General features: G+C 36.5%; 13 protein-coding genes. 2 read left to right on the plus strand and 11 right to left on the minus strand.

The annotated features are described in order from the left end of the window. From cas7fv to PMAL9190_RS07030, 5 genes are all read right to left on the minus strand, one after another. On the minus strand, positions 1 to 948 hold the full coding sequence (gene cas7fv, locus PMAL9190_RS07010; protein ID WP_065166810.1) for a type I-Fv CRISPR-associated protein Cas7fv: 948 nt from the start codon (positions 946 to 948) through the stop codon (positions 1 to 3). Positions 949 to 951: 3 nt separating this feature from the next. Continuing rightward, positions 952 to 3885 (minus strand): CRISPR-associated endonuclease Cas3'', encoded by a 2934-nt coding sequence (locus PMAL9190_RS07015; RefSeq protein WP_087844523.1) that lies wholly within the window; start codon positions 3883 to 3885, stop codon positions 952 to 954. Continuing rightward, positions 3882 to 4859: a type I-F CRISPR-associated endonuclease Cas1f gene (gene cas1f, locus PMAL9190_RS07020; protein WP_087844524.1), complete on the minus strand. Its 978-nt coding sequence runs from the start codon at positions 4857 to 4859 to the stop codon at positions 3882 to 3884. The genes PMAL9190_RS07015 and cas1f overlap by 4 nt, the downstream gene beginning before the upstream one ends. Before the next feature lie 785 nt (positions 4860 to 5644). Continuing rightward, positions 5645 to 6445, minus strand: a complete 801-nt coding sequence (locus PMAL9190_RS07025) for a RecX family transcriptional regulator (RefSeq protein WP_087844943.1) — start codon at positions 6443 to 6445, stop codon at positions 5645 to 5647. A gap of 55 nt (positions 6446 to 6500) precedes the next feature. Beyond that, on the minus strand, positions 6501 to 6740 hold the full coding sequence (locus tag PMAL9190_RS07030; RefSeq protein WP_065166807.1) for a hypothetical protein: 240 nt from the start codon (positions 6738 to 6740) through the stop codon (positions 6501 to 6503). A 299-nt stretch (positions 6741 to 7039) separates the two neighbouring features. Here PMAL9190_RS07030 and PMAL9190_RS07035 point away from each other — a divergent pair, with 299 nt between their 5' ends. Further along, positions 7040 to 7756: an SDR family NAD(P)-dependent oxidoreductase gene (locus PMAL9190_RS07035; RefSeq protein ID WP_087844525.1), complete on the plus strand. Its 717-nt coding sequence runs from the start codon at positions 7040 to 7042 to the stop codon at positions 7754 to 7756. Between the two features lie 104 nt (positions 7757 to 7860). On the opposite strand, the gene PMAL9190_RS07040 is transcribed toward PMAL9190_RS07035, so the two are convergent. From PMAL9190_RS07040 to PMAL9190_RS07065, 6 genes are all read right to left on the minus strand, one after another. Next, positions 7861 to 9387 carry a cytochrome c peroxidase gene (locus PMAL9190_RS07040; RefSeq protein ID WP_087844526.1) on the minus strand — a complete coding sequence of 509 codons (1527 nt, stop codon included), beginning with the start codon at positions 9385 to 9387 and terminating at the stop codon, positions 7861 to 7863. A 315-nt stretch (positions 9388 to 9702) separates the two neighbouring features. Next, on the minus strand, positions 9703 to 11034 hold the full coding sequence (locus tag PMAL9190_RS07045) for a sensor histidine kinase (protein ID WP_087844944.1): 1332 nt from the start codon (positions 11032 to 11034) through the stop codon (positions 9703 to 9705). A 76-nt stretch (positions 11035 to 11110) separates the two neighbouring features. Continuing rightward, positions 11111 to 11776, minus strand: coding sequence for a response regulator transcription factor (locus PMAL9190_RS07050; RefSeq protein WP_087844527.1), 666 nt, complete (start codon positions 11774 to 11776; stop codon positions 11111 to 11113). 139 nt (positions 11777 to 11915) lie between these two features. Continuing rightward, entirely contained in the window at positions 11916 to 13241 is a 1326-nt protein-coding gene (locus PMAL9190_RS07055; protein WP_087844945.1) for an ABC transporter substrate-binding protein, read from the minus strand. Positions 13242 to 13300: 59 nt separating this feature from the next. Further along, positions 13301 to 15280 (minus strand): HAMP domain-containing methyl-accepting chemotaxis protein, encoded by a 1980-nt coding sequence (locus tag PMAL9190_RS07060; protein ID WP_087844528.1) that lies wholly within the window; start codon positions 15278 to 15280, stop codon positions 13301 to 13303. 897 nt (positions 15281 to 16177) lie between these two features. After that, positions 16178 to 17410: a trypsin-like serine protease gene (locus PMAL9190_RS07065; protein ID WP_087844529.1), complete on the minus strand. Its 1233-nt coding sequence runs from the start codon at positions 17408 to 17410 to the stop codon at positions 16178 to 16180. Between the two features lie 339 nt (positions 17411 to 17749). Between PMAL9190_RS07065 and PMAL9190_RS07070 the strand changes: the two genes are divergently transcribed. Further along, entirely contained in the window at positions 17750 to 18322 is a 573-nt protein-coding gene (locus PMAL9190_RS07070; RefSeq protein ID WP_087844530.1) for a PhnA domain-containing protein, read from the plus strand. Positions 18323 to 18409 lie beyond the last annotated feature (87 nt).

Consider the following 18409-nt stretch of genomic DNA (forward strand, 5'->3'; position numbering starts at 1 on the left):
CTACTTTGCGTAAAAGTACTGGGCATATTGAGTTTGTGGTTGCGTTACTATTTCTGATTCATCACGTTTAATCCGCATCATTTTATGGCTGTCATTATAATCAACAGTCAGTTCATCAACATACATATAGCCTTTAGCTTGGCGAATACTTAAATCTGCAATTCGTGATAATGTATATTCGACTAATGCTTGTACTGCATCATTATCTAATACGATACCGCACTCACCTTCTTCAAAAATTGTACCTTTACGAACATAGTTATTATGAAATGATGCTTTCGGTTTTAGAGCAGGATTGAGCGATTGAATAAAGTTTTGCACGACGGCAGCAACCTTCTCACCTTGACCCTCTGTAATAACCATTGAAGCGCGATCAAATTTCTTATCAAGAGAAATAAATTGAAGTTGCTCAATGCTGATTGAACCATAAGAAATATACTCAGTGTCACCGAACGTCGTTTTAGAGAAGAAGGATGAACTATCGCGTTCACCAGCTTGACCAAACTGCTCAAAATTACCATTTCCTAGTTGATCAACGAAATCTTCAATCAATAATGGACTAGTTCTTTTACATTGGCTTGACGGAACCACATATCCACGAATAAGGCCAGTTATAGAAGCTAATACTTTCTCTAAATTTTTATCTGCTGCGTAGTGCAAATCAAAAGCTTGTTCTTTAAATAAATGGTGGCGAATACAGTTTTGACTGATATATAAGGGTGTTTTTTTAAAATCGATATCTGTTGCTTGTTTTTTATATTTATAACCAGTTTCATCTTTTACTCTACCTGTTAAGTTTGAATAGCCCCTTAATTTAGGTAACGTATGGTTATCAACTGTTTTACCATTATCGCCTGTAAGTGTTGTTGGTCCATTCCAATTAACCACACCATGACCTAGTGCTTTAATTTTAAAATCAACACTTTTAATACCTGTTACTTTTTCCATGTTTTATTCCTCGTTAATTGTTTTATTTATTTGCTGTATTGAAATTGCACCAATAGCTTGTTTATCGCAGATCCCATAATAGATAGCATGAGCGTGCCTCGCACTCTCACCGCCAACTTGAAGTAAGTCGTTGCTGGTATAACTTAAATAGATGGGTGATTCTGGATTTCGAGCTTCATTTAAAACTGCATTATCATTGTAAGATTTGATTCCGCCCATAATGTTGTGATGTTTTTTAAACATATGTGCAAGCAAATCTTTATCACTTTGACCATATCCTCGAATGGCATTCGTGGAATAAGTTAAATTATCAATACTCGATTCATCATCTAGCGGTATTGTATAAGCATATTGTTCTAAAAATTTAATCTGCTCTGGATTAGTTAAATCGACCAAAGCTAATTGCACGAATCGATTATCCCCTCTTAAAGAACCTTTGCTAATTTTATTGCGTTTTTTTCCTTTATTTTTCTTTGGCATTACGACAATGGGATCAATTACTTTTGCGTCTATTCTTTTAACGCTTTCCTTTAGAACTGCAACTAAATCACTTTCGATACAATGCCTCGTCCTTTCTGAACGATGAAATTGACAATAAAGCTGGTATATTTCCGGTAAGGTAAAAACCTTATCACCAAGACCATTGACTAAGTATTGATACCAAGCACGAACTGAACTTAATACATACATTTTGGATAAAAATCTCGATGCCGGACTGTTCCCTTTTGCTTGTTCAATCGACTTAGGCACAGCTAAGATATAAATATTTACACTCTCATTTTCACCAAAGCGATCTAAACGCCCTAAACGCTGCAAACAATCTTCAGCACTGGTGATTTCTGCCACCATATGATCACAAGTTATATTTAAAGATGCTTGTACAATTGGCCCACTTCGCAATACATCATATCTACGAGTACCACCTCGTTTATAAGACTCATATACCTCCGTAAACAATCTTCCTTTATCACTATTAGTAAACTTTGAATGAAACAAAACTGCATTTTCATTGTGCTGATTAGCAATAAAACTATTTTGTGCCGTTAACGCCATATTGCTAATAACAAAGGTGCTATCTGTTTGTGGTAAAAATAATGGGTTAGCTTCATCCAACTGACTATCATCAAAAACTGTAAAGTTAAGTTGATACTGACTTTGGTTAAATGAAGGCATTACAATAATATCTTCTTGATCAATTCCCAATAAATCTTCTACAAAAACATAATGTGGCGTCGCTGAAACTAACAAGGTATTAGCTTGCTGTTGCTGCATTCTTTTAGCGGCGACTAACTCAGCAAAAAGTAAGTTAATAGCAGGCATATTCACATATTCATGAAATTCGTCAAATACAACATGGACATTTAAAAAATCGATTAATGTATTAGCTTTAGTATGACTAATCACTGAACCAAGAATTTGATCTATAGTGGTGATAATAATGTCACCAGAAAAATTATTATCTTCTGGTATTTTATTTTCCCATTGATTATGAAACTTAAATTCTCCCGTATTAATTTCTATCGTGGCGTTTGGCAAATATTGCTCAGAAGTCAGTTCATAAAATAAACCTTGGCAGACTTGTACACGTGGACATATCCAAATAATTTGCTTCGCATTTTTTAATTTTGCCCATTCCAAAGCAATTTTAGTTTTACCACACCCAGCGGCCCCAGCTAAAACAGCTACATCATCTACATTTGTAAGCTGTTGTGCGATTTCACTTTGCTTAACACTGCGTTCACTGTTGGGGAGAAATGAACTAATACAGCTTTCAATTTGTGAGCATAAGCTTGTTTCAACTTTAAATAATGCATCAACTTTTTCATCAAGTTTACGATTTATGATCGCTTCATGAAGTTCTGTCGCACTTAATCCTGATATCAACCTATCTGCAGTGATCACACAAGCACGAACAATATTATTGAGTGCATTTTTCCTTACATTTTTATTATTATCAATGACTGACTCTTCTAATTCATATTCTTTGTAAGTGGGCAGAATTGGTGCTTCAAGAAGACTGCTCTCTATATCATTAAAATCTTTTATTTGAATAATTTGATCAATATATGTTTTATCTTTCTCTCTATATTTCTTATCAATTCCTACTATTTGTTTTAATAATGGCTGAACCTGTTCAATAAGTTCTTTTAATTGAATATTCTTTTGATTTACAAGGAGCTTTTTATAAATATCTTTATACGTTGTGAAACTATTTTTATCTTTACGGAACGGCTTTGAATGATGCCAATATACAGCATGTTTAATTGAACGTTTATTTGATGGATTTATTGCCTTTAACTCTACGTTATCTAATATATGGTATAACAATAATGAAATTTCATTATGCCTTGGATGTTTTTCAAAACTAAATTTTGCGTCATCAATGTGGTGACCATCATCAGCTATATAGTCTTTCTTTTTGGGATTTGTAACCCATGATTGGAATAGTGGATCTATTTTCCCCAGGTCATGTAGACAACCTGCAATAAAGTTAACTATTGAAATTTGTAGGCTATCAGGAAATAACCTCTCATGTAATTTCTCTGCAAAAAATCCAACTGCAAATAAATGTTCAGCTAATGGTTGCAACTTAGTGTTCGCGTAGAGTACACCTGTTTTCGGTTTATCTGTTATTACATCCATAAAAACCTCTTTTTCCGTTATATTAACTGGTACTACACCACCACTATTAAATTTTGATTTATTACCAACCACCCATAAAAATTGACTATGCGCACGACTCCTAATCCAATGACAACTTACTGCTGTATTTTTACTGGCTGTTTGCCTCAGCATCTTTTTTACCGTTAATAAGCCATCTTCAGTAATTAAGGTTTGCCAAGTGTTATTACCAATACGATTAGCAAAAGCATCAAGAACACGACGCGTTTTTTTGAGTGAATTTTTTTCACATTGAGAAACAAAGGTCACCATCATAAGTTTTGTTTCTCTATTTGGGTTTCATTATAATCTTGTAACGCTATGTTTTTCACAGTATCAAACATAAAATCGAGAGCTTTATGATCAGTAAAAGTATTTAGCACTTGCTGTCTAAATTCTTGTTGATTCATATTTTCTTTAGTACAAATAAACGCCCAAGGTAAAACAATGGCATCTTTAATAAGATCTGCCACATCAAATACCAGCGCACCACGGCGCGTTTTACCATGCATTACTGCAAATCCATGTGGAATGCCCAATACCCATAAACAACTGGCAGCTAAACCATAAGCTAAATAATTACCATGATTAAGAAAGTCATTAGCTTTATTCGTTGATTGATGTTGACGTGTAAAATCTTTTAGTTGGGTAGCATTGGCGGCATGTTTATAAAGCACTTTTGTGAGTTGCGCCTCGGTAAGCAGCAGTTCAGATTGCTTAGTCGCGTTAGTGGTTCTTGTCGAAAATGTCTCTAATGCCGACTGAATAGACTCATCATTAAAGTCAAAGCCCTCTATTTTTAGTTCACGATCTTTCTGCCAAACCCGCTGTAAATATTGAATTCGTGCTTGTTGAAATAGCTTACCAGCCTCTAAACGTTTAATATCATCGAACCAAAATTTTAGCCAGCCATGTAAATATTCTGTCGGCCTATATTCGCTTTGAGGAGTAAACCATTCTATTTCACAAGCCATATATAACGGTGTACCGCCACCGCCACAGAAGCCAATTAATACACCAGCTTGAGATAACATTCGTATAGCAGCTTGAGTAATCGACGTACCAGTTCCTAAAAGGATAACGGTCGTATTTGCAATAGGAATATTAAAATAGTGATTTTCTTTTTTTGCCTCTGTCAAATAAAGAACTCGCCCATCTTTTTGCATTATTCGGCAATATTCTAAGTAGTAAATATTGGCTCGTTTAGAATGAAGAATTGCTTTTAAATCAGATGGTGAGAAGTCATCCATGACTAGTACTACCTATAACTTATTAATCATTTATTTGAATGATACCCTTTGTTATTATTTAAATAATTGATCATTGTTGCATATACGATATTTCTTATTAGCAAAAGCGTAATCACAAATACCCTTTTTATTTGCTAACCATCCCACCCATATAAAACAACAACTTAAAATATCGGTAAAAAAAGGGTTTTTGATGGGAATTTACTGTTTGGCTTTTATAAGCAATAACTTATACTAATCGTGCTTCAGTTCACTGCCGCACAGGCAGCTTAGAAATGACCACTTCCTAGCTTCGCTAGGGGTCAGACGTTCACTGCCGCACCAGCATTGGAGAGCCATATCTTCACTTTGATATTTCAGCGAGCTGTTAGTAGATTCCCTATCGCCCTCGCGGGCATTCACTGTAGGGAATGACGGGGTTAGGCTTGATGTAATCACAGAACAACCATTGGATGAAATTTATGGGTGTTCTGTCTTTGTTTGGTGGTCGCACAGATGTCTACATGTTCACTGCCGCACAGGTAGCTTAGAAAAAACCTTATGTAGAGATAAACTCATGGTTCGAAGTTCACTGCCGCACCAGCATTGGAGAGCCATATCTTCACTTTGATATTTCAGCGCGCTGTTAGTAGATTCCCTATCGCCCTCGCGGGCATTCACTGTAGGGAATGACGGGGTTAGGCTTGATGTAATCACAGAACAACCATTGGATGAAATTTATGGGTGTTCTGTCTTTGTTTGGTGGTCGCACAGATGTCTACATGTTCACTGCCGCACAGCTAGCTTTAGTTACTGGCTGCAGCTATTGCTTCTTTTATTTCATCAGAACTATACCCTTTTGAAGACAAGTAAGCATAGGCTTTACTTTTATCTTTAAAGTCAGATAGATCAAACCGTTTTTTAGCCAGTACTAATTGACAATTTTCATAAAAATCGACCTCACCTGCCTCCTCTAAATCGTAGAGTACTTGCTCAAGATGAGTAATATCAACATGCTTTATTTTAAGCTCTTGCTTGATCACTGTTTTGCCTTTGAGCTTACGTACTAACTTCAACACTTCTGTTTCTAAATCTGCATTCATGCCTTTGATTTTAGCTTTACTTAATAATGTATCTGCGGCGGCGTGTTCTGAAATTGCAAATGAAATGTCCTGAAAACTAAATCCACGCTTAGTAAGATCGTTGGTTACTTTTTCTTGCGTCGTTTGGCTAAAATCCTCATAGTTACTTAGGCGACGGGTTATTATCGCAAGTTCTGATACCTGATTTTTATCGATGATCTCAGCTAAGGCTTGTTCAATGATGTTTTCTGGAATACCTTTGGTTTTCAGTTTTTGTTTGATGTATTGCTGTCCGTATTCATTTGAAAATGCTCTATCACTAAAATGCAGTGCAAATGGAAGATCATCTTTTAAATAACCAAAATCTTTCATTTGTTGTAATACAGTTTCTATCCAATCTTGCTGCTCTGTTTTTGCTTCTAGTTTTTTGCGCAGTTCATGTTCACTATGATCTCGTAAATTCAAATGATAGATAGCACTGTTAATTACATTTTGAATCGTTTTAGCTGGGTACGGTTTTTTCATTTTATTAATATTCACTATTTAACGAATCGAACATTGACTGGATAATATCTCTATTTTATCGACGTATGGTAGCCTTTAGTGTAATCACAGTTAACACAATATAATAGATAGCAATTAATACCGCAGGTAATGCATCACGATCAAACGCTGAGCTAACAGCAAAAATACAGTAACAAATAATGATAATCGGAATAATAAACACGCTGTTATTACGCGGATACACATCTAATAACAATAGTAACTTATGAATACCCGCTAGCACCAATGGTAATGTAACCATTAAAAACCATAACATAATCAATCCCTTTTAAGTAAAACATGCCTTTAAATGGCTATTATATACGTATTATCACGTTGAAAAAAGCTATCATAATGTAACACTTTAATACTAATTAACCGCTTATATTTAAGTGAAAACTTCATAACCAAATAATTATATTAGTCAGTTCTATAAAACGAATAATCAGTAATAAAAATATATCACTACACACTATTTTATACTTGTATTTGGAAGTAAATATCGTCCACTTTTATAACGTATAAATTAATGATAATGTCAGAGACTATTACTGGAAATATTATAATGGAGTTATTATGTCTAAGGTCGCCTTAATTACTGGAGCAAGCAGAGGTATAGGTAGAACTATTGCACATTATTTTGCGCAGCAAGGCTACTCATTAATTTTATTATCTTTACATAAAGAAAACCTTCAGAAAATACAATCAGAACTAACTCAACAATATTCATCATGTAACATAGAAGCAGTAAATGTCGATTTTAATCATCCCAATGATGTTGAAACCGTTATTACGTCGATAATTTCTTCTCATGAAAAAATTGATGTGATGGTTAATAGTGCCGGAATATTAAAGGCTGGAGGTACTCACCTCTCTTTATGTGAGCTGTCTGAGTTAATAAACATTAATTTACTTTCAACAATAACGGCTTGCAATTTAGTTGCTAATAAGATGAAACAGCAAGGTTCTGGCGAAATATATAATTTAGGTTCAACCGCAGGATTAGAGCCTGTTCCTAAAATTGCCGCTTATTCTGCAACAAAATCAGCCATCGTTAGTTATACTCAATCGCTCTATCATGAACTGCTACCATTTGGTGTGAAAGTCTGTTGCTTATGCCCTAGCGTGGTAAATACAGACATGACCAATGATGGTCGTATTGATAATAATCTAAAGATTGATACAGAAGATTTAGCAAAAGCGCTTGATTTTATTCGTAGTTTATCTTCAGCAGCTGCAATTAATACTTTAGCAATACGTTGTAAAGTCATCGATTTAGAAAAGCAGCCCTAACCGATAACATGCACATAGTAAGTATAGGCAGCCATACTTTCACACGAAAAGTATGGCTGCAATAACGCTAATTTTCAGCGCTTACTACGTTATAACAATAAAATTTAATCTGCTTGTTCAGTTGGTAGTTTACGCCCGGTTACTTGCTTCCAAACTTGATCTTTCGCGCTATTACACACTTGTTGGCCATTTATATCATGACAATTCGGGTTGGTTAATGTTTTACCCTGATACTGACCTGTCAGTGTTTTTAGATAAGCAACCATCGCCTTGGTTTCTTTTGGCGTAAAATCCGTATTACATTGGTATTTTGCCATTGCATTCACCGCTTCTGATAAGGTTGCTGCACGACCACCAGAGAAATAAGGCCCTGTAATAGCAATATTACGTAAATTTGGCACTTTAAAGTAATGCATGTCTTTTTTATCATGCGTCACTAAATAGCGGCCTTTATCGCCTTCAAGGTGTTTACCTTTAATATCATCAAAGAAGCTGCTGTAAACCCCCATTTTCTCATATGACTGCCCACCCATACTTTGGCCTACATGGCATGTTTGACAGCCTGTTTTTAAGAATAACTTAAAGCCTTCAATTTCTTCAGGTGTAAGTGCACTTAAATTACCTTCTAAATATTGGTCAAAACGACTATTTGGGGTGATCAGTGTTTTTTCATATTCAGCAATTGCATTAGTAATATTTGCACCTGTTATGCCATCTTTGTAGGCGTTATCAAATAGCTTAACTAATTGCGGATCTTGTTTAAGTTTAGCAATGATATTAGTCCAATTTTTTGAACCCATTTCAACAGGATTGAAAATAGGCCCTGCTGCTTGAGCCGCTAAATCCGCCGCACGGCCATTCCAGAATTGGCTCATATTAAATGCAGAGTCATATACTGTCGGTGCATTCATTGGATCATCAAGGTTATTAATGCCTAAACTAGTCGGTAAGTTATCGGTACCGCCTGTATGGATAGAGTGGCAACTTGAACATGCATACTTATTATTTGCAGATAAGTGAATGTTATTATACAGCGATAAACCAAGAGCAACTTTCGCAGGATCAGTTTTGAAAACGGTATGAATTGGTTGAATAGCCAAATTCTTAAATTGTGGTGCGGCTGTTGGGTTTGGATAATATTGCTGGCGTTGATGACGGATCCAATCTAATAGTAACTGTCGATCATCATTATTAAGGTATGCCGATGGCCAATGGATAGCTAAATATTTAGGGATTGGCATTGAATTATTAGTAATAACATACTCTAATTTTGCCAAAGCAACTTGGCTAACCGCTTGGTGATGTATAACAGCCTGCTCTACAGGTGCGAGTTCAAATGATTGATTAGCCTTATCAATATCACCTTGCATGGTTTGTTTTACACCTGCTACTTGGGCATAAAATGGCAATGGGCTATTGCGCGTATGACAATCTGCACAACCTTTTTCAGCTAATAAGCGCATTGCTTGTGCTGAAAGGTCGTCGATATTACGTAGCGGTAATGCTGCTAAACGTTTATTGGCTAAGGCAACGTCTTCTTTATGTACGGTATAAACAATTGCACTATAACCAACAATACCTAATGCGATTGCACTCACAATTGCTCTTTTTATATATTTCTTATTAATCATGATATTAACTCTTTTGAAAACTTCCGCGCGCAATATATACGCTTACAGCATAATTCAAATAGCTAAATCACAATAACAACAATTAAGTTGATTTAAATCAATGTCATATATAAACATGTATTACTTTATTTATAGCAAAAAACAGCTAATTATATCCTTATTAATAAAATTTTTGAGTAAAGCATTAGCAAACAGAATAATACCTCACCAAAAAATCGATAAAATAGATTGATATCGATACTTTTAATCTATTTTTTCTAAAAACCATTCCTTATCTACAATTTATCCCCGCTAATGGCTATTTATGTTTTATCATTAATTATTCATTACTGGTAATAATAACTGAATTGATAACCCTTGAGGATGGCGATTTTCAGCATGGACGCTGCCATTCATAACTAACATTGCCTCTTTAACAATAGCTAAACCCAGTCCATACCCGCCAGATTGCTTATCTCTTGCACCTTCAATACGTGTAAAAGGATCAAAAATACGCTTTAAATGCTGCTCAGCAATGCCATGTCCATCATCTTCAACACTCAATTGTACAAATTGCTTACCATCAATAACCACCAGCCTTGAAACTAAGCTTATTTGAGCATGATCACCGGCATATTTAATTGCATTGCCTAATAAATTATTTACAGCGCGAACAACTAAACGGCTATCGGCCATCACTAGAGGCATATTATTATCAATATCGGTGATAAATGTTTGCTGTTTTCCCAGTAATGTTTTGATATCAGGCACTGTGGTTAAGCATAAACTCTCAACATCAATGGGGATCAAATTAACATTTTCAGTGGTGTTCTGTAATTGGTTAAACTCTAGAATTTCATTAACAAGTTGATTCATTTCTTCTGATTCATGCTCTAAACGATCAACAAGGTGCTGAAACTCTGGTGCTACTCGCTTTCTCATTAAGTGTAATGATAAATTATGGCGTGCTAAGGGCGTGCGTAACTCATGTGACACATCACGTATTAATCGTCGTTGCCGTTCAGACAAGCTCTGAATTTGTTCTGCCATCTCATCAAAATCAGCCGCAAGAGATTTAAATTCAACAGTACTATCTTTAACAGTATTGGCGACCCTGACAGAAAAATCACCATTTGCTAGGCTACGACTCGCCTCTTGCAAAGTATTTAATGGCCGTTGTAAATATCGAGCAATAAGATATGAAAACATAAACAAGATTAAAACAGCGATCACAACTTGAATCAGCCCAAAATAAAATGAAAAATATTTAGCTGGATGTAGTTGGTGTGGCAGTTGCACCATTAATTGATTGCCATCTTTTAATGGGATCGCAAAGATAGGTTGATTTACTTGAGAATCCAATAGCGCATTAATACTACGCGCATAGTTTAGTTTAAACGCAAAATGGGGATGCATTTTTCTCATCCCCATTTCATGCTGATCTTTGTCTAATACAAACAAATAATAAGGCTGCTTATTTTCCCATTCACTAAGTTGCTGTTTATTACCATTATCAATAAGTTGCTGAGCTTCATCTGCCATTACCAATATTTTTTGTTGGACGTTTTTTGGCACATGTAATAGCGTTTTAACTAAGGCGATTTCAGCTAAATTTTGCAGTAATAATATTAATAACAAACTCACGGTAAAATACGAAAAAAGCCGCATAACCAGACCGTGCTGTTGATGCGGTTTATACCATGCTTTACGCTGAGAAAGGCTTTCCACACCATGATCCTTTTAATTATTGATTAACACTTTCGGTGTAACTATAGCCACGTCCTCGTACTGTTTTAATATGCAGTTTAGACATTCCTGCTAACACGATTTTACGGCGTATATTACTAATATGCATATCTAAATTACGGTCAAAAGGGCTCAGCTCTTTTTTTAGAACTTGCTGTTGTAGTTCCGCTTTTGAGACCACAATACCGTCATGTTTAATTAAATATTCTAGCAATTCAGCTTCAGTACTGGTTAATGGTAAACGCGACATTTCTGCAGCTATGTTTTCTGCACCAGAACGGATCTGATGTCGTTGTCGCTCAAGTCCAACTCGACGTAAAATCGCACTGATCCGTGTCAGTAATTCAGGCACTTTAAACGGCTTAGTAATAAAGTGATCTGCCCCAGCCTGTAATCCATCGAGCATGGTTGCTTCATCACCTAATGCCGTTAACATTAAGATCGGGGTTGCGAACCGTTGGCAAATACGTCGTGCAACTTGCATACCGTCAAGATTTGGCAACATCACATCAAGTAAAACTAAATCGACACCTTTATTTTGTAGATACTCAATCGCTGATTCACCACAATGAACACAACTCACATCATGGCCTTCATCTTCAAGCACTTCTGTCAGTAACTCACACAACTGAATATCATCATCAACAACTAATATCTTTGACACAATTTATCACCCATAAAGAAAACATCGGCATAGTAATATGCTTAATATGCCTATTCAACCTTGCATCACAATCAGCTCATCATTCTCGCTAATATTTAGGTTAGAATGCTGATTAATGATGCATTTAAATACGTTTTAGCTACAAACGAGGATTAGTACTCGTTGATGGCTGAACGGATGTCGCTATAGGGGTAATTGCCTGACACATTTCGGCTAACGTTTTGGCATCTCGTTGTGGTTGATACCAACTATTTAATCCCATTTGAATCATCGTTACCGCTTCTTCTGGCGTCATGGTGCCATTTAACACTTCAACACTGGTTTGCCATAATTGCAGTTCAAAATCAGGGGTACCGCGTGATAATATTTGCGCTGAATTTCGAATTGTTGAATCACAGCTATTACGCCATGTCATCATTTCATTTGCTATTGGATGCTTAACATCAAAGAAATGATTAGATAGTGAAAAGAAACCCGGAATGTAATTGGTTAATAACTCAGCAAATTCAGCAGTGGTCATCCATTTTAAAAATACGGTAGCGGCAGCATTATTTTCTGATGCTGTATTTAAGCCCATGCCTAAATCAGTATGATCACTGATATAACATTCATCGCCTTTATTAACCACAGGCGGAGCAAACACACCAAAATCAACGCTATTGGCAAAAGTAGAAATATCCCATGATCCTGTTGGATAAATAGCTGCTTTACCTGTTTTAAATAACTCAATAGCATTGGCATAACTACGCTGTTGATAATTATTGCCTAAATACGGCCTCCAACTTGCAAGTGCGCGATATACATTGAGATATGCCGTATCAGTAAAACGTTGTTGCGCTTGGATTAAGCCTAAGCGTCCATCTTCGCCTTGCCAATAGTTAGGTCCAATATTTTGAAACCCCATTGTCGCGGCTTCCCATTTATCTTTGGTGCCCAATGCTAACGGCACATAACGTTGGCTGGCTTTAATTTTTTCAAGTACCTGTTTAAATTCAGCGGTAGTCGCAGGCACTTGCAAGTTTAGCTCTGAAAAAATGGTTTTATTGTAAAAAAAACCATGAATAACCGATGCCATTGGTAAGCAAAATGTCTGAGCACCAGAATCTGTTTGCCAGGGCCCTAATGCAAAACTAGGGAAATTTTCCATGCCTTGCATTTCAGTAATATCACTAAAATGGCCTTGCTTAAATAATGTTAATGAACCATCAAAAGGCCGACACGCAATCAAATCACCCGCCGTTCCCTCGGCTAAATCACTATTTAACTGTTGATTAAACGTCGATGGATCTGCCGGAGAACGATAACTAACTTTAATATTAGGATAATGTTTATTAAACGCTGGAATAATAGTTTGATCCCATATGGCATTATCATTACGCCATGAATCTATCACGACTTCTCCAGTGATCGGCTGTACATTTGCCATCGCAAAAGTAGGCACAAATAACACTGAGTAACAAACCATTTTTGTTAATTTTTTAAATGAGTTACGTTCATATTTAGACACTGAGAAAAATTGCATAATTAGACCTTAAAGCGTTCAATCAATTGACGTTGTTGAGTTGCCAGTTGTGATAACGCTTCACTGCTTTGTGCAGATTCCCTCGCTTCACTTTCTGCGTTATATGCCACAGCAGCAATGCCATTGATATGCTCCGACACATCTTGACTCACAGCAATTTGTTCTTCTGTTGCATGAGCGACTTGAATCGCCATATCTAAAATAAGATGCATTCGCTCAGCAATGGTTTGTAAGGCAATATCTGTCGAGCGAGCCTGCTCAACACATTGCTCAGTTTGTGTTTGCGAACGCGTCATCACCTGCGATACTTGCAACGCGTTTTGCTGCAAATTAGTGATCATTTGCTGAATTTCTTCTGTTGATTGCTGAGTACGATTGGCAAGGGCTCTTACTTCATCAGCAACAACGGCAAACCCACGACCTTGATCGCCTGCGCGCGCAGCTTCAATTGCAGCATTAAGGGCTAATAGATTAGTTTGTTCCGCAATACTACGAATTACACCTAAAATACTGCCAATATTGTTTGAGAATTCAGATAGCTTTTGAGTAATAGCAACCGCTTCTGTCATTTCAACTGCAAGTTGCTCGGTAATAGTACGGCTGGTTAATACTAACTCTCGTCCTTGTTGCGCAGCTTGATTAACTTCATTCACTTCTTCAACCGTTTGTTCTGAAGAGCGTGAAATTTCTTTAGCGCTAACTTCCAGTTCAGAAATGGCTGCAGCCACTTGATCTGTTCGTGACTTTTGATCTTCAACACGATTCATGGCTTTTTCGCTAGTGAGTGCCGTTTTTGTTGCTTCCTCCACTAAATGAGCAGAGCCTACATTAATTTGGGTTAAAATTTCGGCCATGCTTGCAGATAATTGATCAATTGAGCGTGATAATGCACCAAACTCGCACCGTGATTGATAACTTGTCCGCTGTGTCATATCTCCTGCGGTCATTTTTTTTAATACTGAGTTAATCTTTACCAAAGGCGTATGGATGCTTTTTGCGGTCGTCACAGCAACCACTAATGCAATGACAGCAGAAATAATAGCAGCAATAATAATACTCAATGTCGCTTGATTTGCAGCGTCATCAGCGGCATGTTGACTTGCTTTAGCATTCGCTTGGGCATATTCCATATATGCTGTTAATGCTTGTTGTGTGACTGTTACTTGTTGATTTGACTCTTCATTTAATGCCGCAAGCTCTGTAGCTAGGCGATGCTGTTTTTCCATCACCGCGAGCATGCTATTTTCCCCTAGTGTCAGCTCATAAACACGGTTTAAATTTTTGCTATAACGTGCTTTTACATCTTTAGCGACATCAATACGTGCAATACCTTGCTTCGCCATTTCAATATCTTTGGTCAATACCTTTGATAATGTTTTGAGATCTGTTTGAGGATTTGCTCGACGAACATTTTTCAAATCACGACTAATACCACTAGTGATCAATTCCGCCCTATTGCGCAACGAACGTTTATGGCTAGCACTTTGAATAAGTAAATTAGCAGCCGATTGGTAAGTATCTTCTAAATGAATAAATTCAAGATTTAATCGTTGATGTTGGCGTTTAACACCTAACCATTGATTATAACGTTCTATAGTCGTATTTGATGTGGTAAAGAAAGTATTTGCTGCCGATAATGCTGTTGTTAATTGAGCCTGTGCTTTCTCATCAGTAGCATAAATTTGAGCTTGTTGTTCTAATAATCGAAACTGATGCTCTGCTTTTTGAACATCCACTTTTTTTAGCGCTAATAAATCAATGTTAGTTGTCGTTTGATAATCTATCGCTGTTAACTGATTTTCTCGCAGACTTGCTAATAATTGGCTGGCGGAAACCACCATCGGCGTTGATATTTCAGTAACATGCTGTAATCGACTGTGGATTCTATCTGTATTACCGTAACTTACCCCACCAATAATGAGAATAAGCACTAGCATTAACGTAAATCCAGCAATGGTACGTTGAACAATTGAAAATGACATACCGCGCTCTATTATTTAAAGAAATGAAACCATTACCAATAACTACATCAATAATGGATAGTCGCTAAATATAATTATTTCGGCACTCAAAATAAAAAAATATCAGCCATTTCAATACATAGATCACATTATTTTACTTCTATATTTCCATAAGACATACAGGCTTATCGTTAATGAAAGACTATCTCACTGCCGAATAATGGCAGTGCTCGATTAGCAACACTATTTCAACATTTCGCATTTAATATCGATTTGGTTATAGTTTTATATTTTAAATATTAAACTTTATTTTAATCACAAATACATAAAATAGGCTTTCTGTTTGATCATTGAACTAAATCAATAAATTTATCGTTATTATCAAATTTCAATTAACTATATGTTGACTTTGTCAGAGGCTGCACCAAATCTAGCTTAAGCGCATTTCCCACAGAGTTATACACAGCTTCTGTGGATAAACACATTTTTGGGGATAAATTAATAAAACAATACCTTATCAATTTAGAGAATTTTACCCATAAAAAAGATTAACTATAACCAATTGATTATAAAGAAAATAAACAAATAAAATCATTAACTCTAAATATGATTACTCAATAAATCAACATCTTTATTAATTTATTTCATCACTTAAAAGATGTTTATTGTTAATAAAATGATACTTATACATTGAATGAGTCTGTGTTTTATAAATATGCCTGTGCTAAATTCCCATATTTAATAAGGAGTAAAGATAACATAGCCAAGTCTTATAAATTCAGTAACTTTATACCATCCTATTGTTTATATTCAAAAAAAAATGGAAGTCCACTAATAAAGTAGACTTCCATATTAATCACTGTTAATTTAGCTATTAGTATCAGTTTGATCGTATTGCTATTGCTACTTTTGTGCTAATTAAGCTCTTAAACGTCTAAAAAACGCACAACCAAGAAGCACTAATAAGCTAATAAAACCAAAACTACCGCCGCCATCACGATCTTTACCTATATTGCAATTATTGGCTGAAAGGCTGTCATTGCACTCTTCATTGCCACCGCCTTGGTCATCATCTTTGTCTAAAATAAAATCTGGTGGCGTAATTGAATTTGCCGGCACTTTACTGCTGTTATCTACAATCCAATTAGTATAATTACCTACACGGGCATAAAAACCTGGACGTGTCATCGCTCCACAAATAGGATTACCTGCCGTACCGCCACTAACAATACCTACCTGTCGCTTTTTACCGTCACTATCGGTTGCTAAAATAGGGCCGCCACTGTCACCTTTACACGAATCAGCACCAACAATCGCTCCATCACCAAGATCCTTAATAACAACAGGAGGCAACGCACATAATTTAGTAACGTTAGCTGGGTTATCGATAATTAAGCCTGGATTGCCATGAGACTCAATACGCTCATAACAAAGATCGATTGGGAAAAAGCTCAACATCGCTTGTTGCAAAGTATCAGACGCTGAGTCGCTACTTCCTGATGGATCCGTTGCTCCCCAGCCTAATACCTCAATATTTTCAGGACGATAGTCAGTAGGAATTGGATAATTAGCCACTTCCCATTCTCTTTTTAAGCGTTGTTCAATCTGCTGTGATTGCGATAATGTTGCTAATGTAACTTTACCTAAATCAACAAACTTACGATTTACCCGTATTAGAGCAACATCGTTATCTAATGCTGTACTAACAACCTCAGTGATCAGTTGATTATTATCTATTGTCTCTTTAATTACCGCGATAGGACTAAAGTCAGGGTGTACAACGATATGCGTTGCTGAAAATAAATGTTCTTTTTGAGGATAGCGATTATCAATTAAGCCAGCACTAACTGTTATATCTGATGGCGGAACCACAAATGCACTGTCACCACTACCTTGGACAACACAATGCGCTGCTGTTAATACCCACTGATCATTGATAATCGTTGCGCCACAAAAAGGAGCCTCACCGTTTTTGTTGTTTCTCAATGACGCCATAAAATTATTTGCAGGATCAATAGCAACAGGAATGCCACCAATCACATAAGGTGAAACTGTGTTTGATGATGAAATAGCTTTAGTTGTAGCCAATACCGGCGAACTCATACTGGCAATAATCGCTAACATCAACCCACTGTATTTATATGGAAACATCCTTTTTCCTTTATTTAATGATAATGGCAATAGTTTACCCTTATCATTTTTTTAGTGCTGTTCGAAACTAACACACTGCGATAGGCTTCATTTTTTGATGTAACTACTGCACATATTACTTAATGAATTATGCCTGTAACTGCTACTCTTTCAATAATGCCAGTGTGGCTATATTGTTAAATGTGAAACATTACCTACTTCATTGAGTTAATAGAATGAAGCCAGCTGAATATTAAACAGTCTGTTGTACTATAAATTTCGTGATCTGGGACTTGTTTGCTTTTCTTCTGTACAATAGAGCGGCATAATATCGGCACAATAAATCAATGGACAATTCCCATGACTATCGAACAAGCATTAAAAACGCGTAGTGAATCAAAATGTGAGCTATGTTCTTCTGAAAATAATCTAGCGGTATACGCTGTTCCTGCTTCTGAAGACAAGAGCGCGGGTTGCTGTGTACTACTTTGTGATACTTGCCGTGGTCAGCTTGAGAATCCAGAAACAACTGACGAAAACCATTGGCGTTGTCTAAACGACACCATGTGGAGTCAAGTTCCTGCTGTTCAAGTTATGGTTTACCGCCAGCTTAAGCGTCTTTCTGCTAAAACTGACTGGGCTATGGACCTAGTTGACATGATGTACTTAGAAGATGACGTGAAAGAGTGGGCTGAAAAAGGTCTAGTTGAAGAAGAGCAAGCTTCAATCCCTACTCGTGATGCAAACGGTGCTATTCTTCAAGCTGGTGATAACGTTACTATCATTAAAGATCTACCAGTTAAAGGTTCAAGCATGGTTATCAAGCGTGGTACGCCAGTACGCAACATCAGCTTAACTGATAACCCACTTCACATCCAAGGTCGTGCTGACGGTGTGCAAATGGTGATCATCTCAGCTTACACTAAGAAGTAATTCTTACTGTTTTGAGAATAAAGAAAGCCCCTGCTGTAATTAAACAACAGGGGCTTTCTTGTATAACCAAATAATTTTTATTGCGGT

This window comes from Photobacterium malacitanum (assembly GCF_900185615.1).
In the GTDB taxonomy this organism is placed as follows: Bacteria; Pseudomonadota; Gammaproteobacteria; order Enterobacterales; family Vibrionaceae; genus Photobacterium; species Photobacterium malacitanum.

Coding starts and splice junctions, on each gene's coding strand:
- PMAL9190_RS07035 (WP_087844525.1), top strand. CDS start 7,040: ATGTCTAAGGTCGCCTTAATTACTGGAGCAAGCAGAGGTATAGGTAGA.
- PMAL9190_RS07060 (WP_087844528.1), bottom strand. CDS start 15,280: ATGTCATTTTCAATTGTTCAACGTACCATTGCTGGATTTACGTTAATG.
- cas1f (WP_087844524.1), bottom strand. CDS start 4,859: ATGGATGACTTCTCACCATCTGATTTAAAAGCAATTCTTCATTCTAAA.
- PMAL9190_RS07015 (WP_087844523.1), bottom strand. CDS start 3,885: ATGATGGTGACCTTTGTTTCTCAATGTGAAAAAAATTCACTCAAAAAA.
- PMAL9190_RS07065 (WP_087844529.1), bottom strand. CDS start 17,410: ATGTTTCCATATAAATACAGTGGGTTGATGTTAGCGATTATTGCCAGT.
- PMAL9190_RS07025 (WP_087844943.1), bottom strand. CDS start 6,445: ATGAAAAAACCGTACCCAGCTAAAACGATTCAAAATGTAATTAACAGT.
- cas7fv (WP_065166810.1), bottom strand. CDS start 948: ATGGAAAAAGTAACAGGTATTAAAAGTGTTGATTTTAAAATTAAAGCA.
- PMAL9190_RS07055 (WP_087844945.1), bottom strand. CDS start 13,241: ATGGTTTGTTACTCAGTGTTATTTGTGCCTACTTTTGCGATGGCAAAT.
- PMAL9190_RS07040 (WP_087844526.1), bottom strand. CDS start 9,387: ATGATTAATAAGAAATATATAAAAAGAGCAATTGTGAGTGCAATCGCA.
- PMAL9190_RS07070 (WP_087844530.1), top strand. CDS start 17,750: ATGACTATCGAACAAGCATTAAAAACGCGTAGTGAATCAAAATGTGAG.
- PMAL9190_RS07045 (WP_087844944.1), bottom strand. CDS start 11,034: ATGCGGCTTTTTTCGTATTTTACCGTGAGTTTGTTATTAATATTATTA.
- PMAL9190_RS07030 (WP_065166807.1), bottom strand. CDS start 6,740: ATGTTATGGTTTTTAATGGTTACATTACCATTGGTGCTAGCGGGTATT.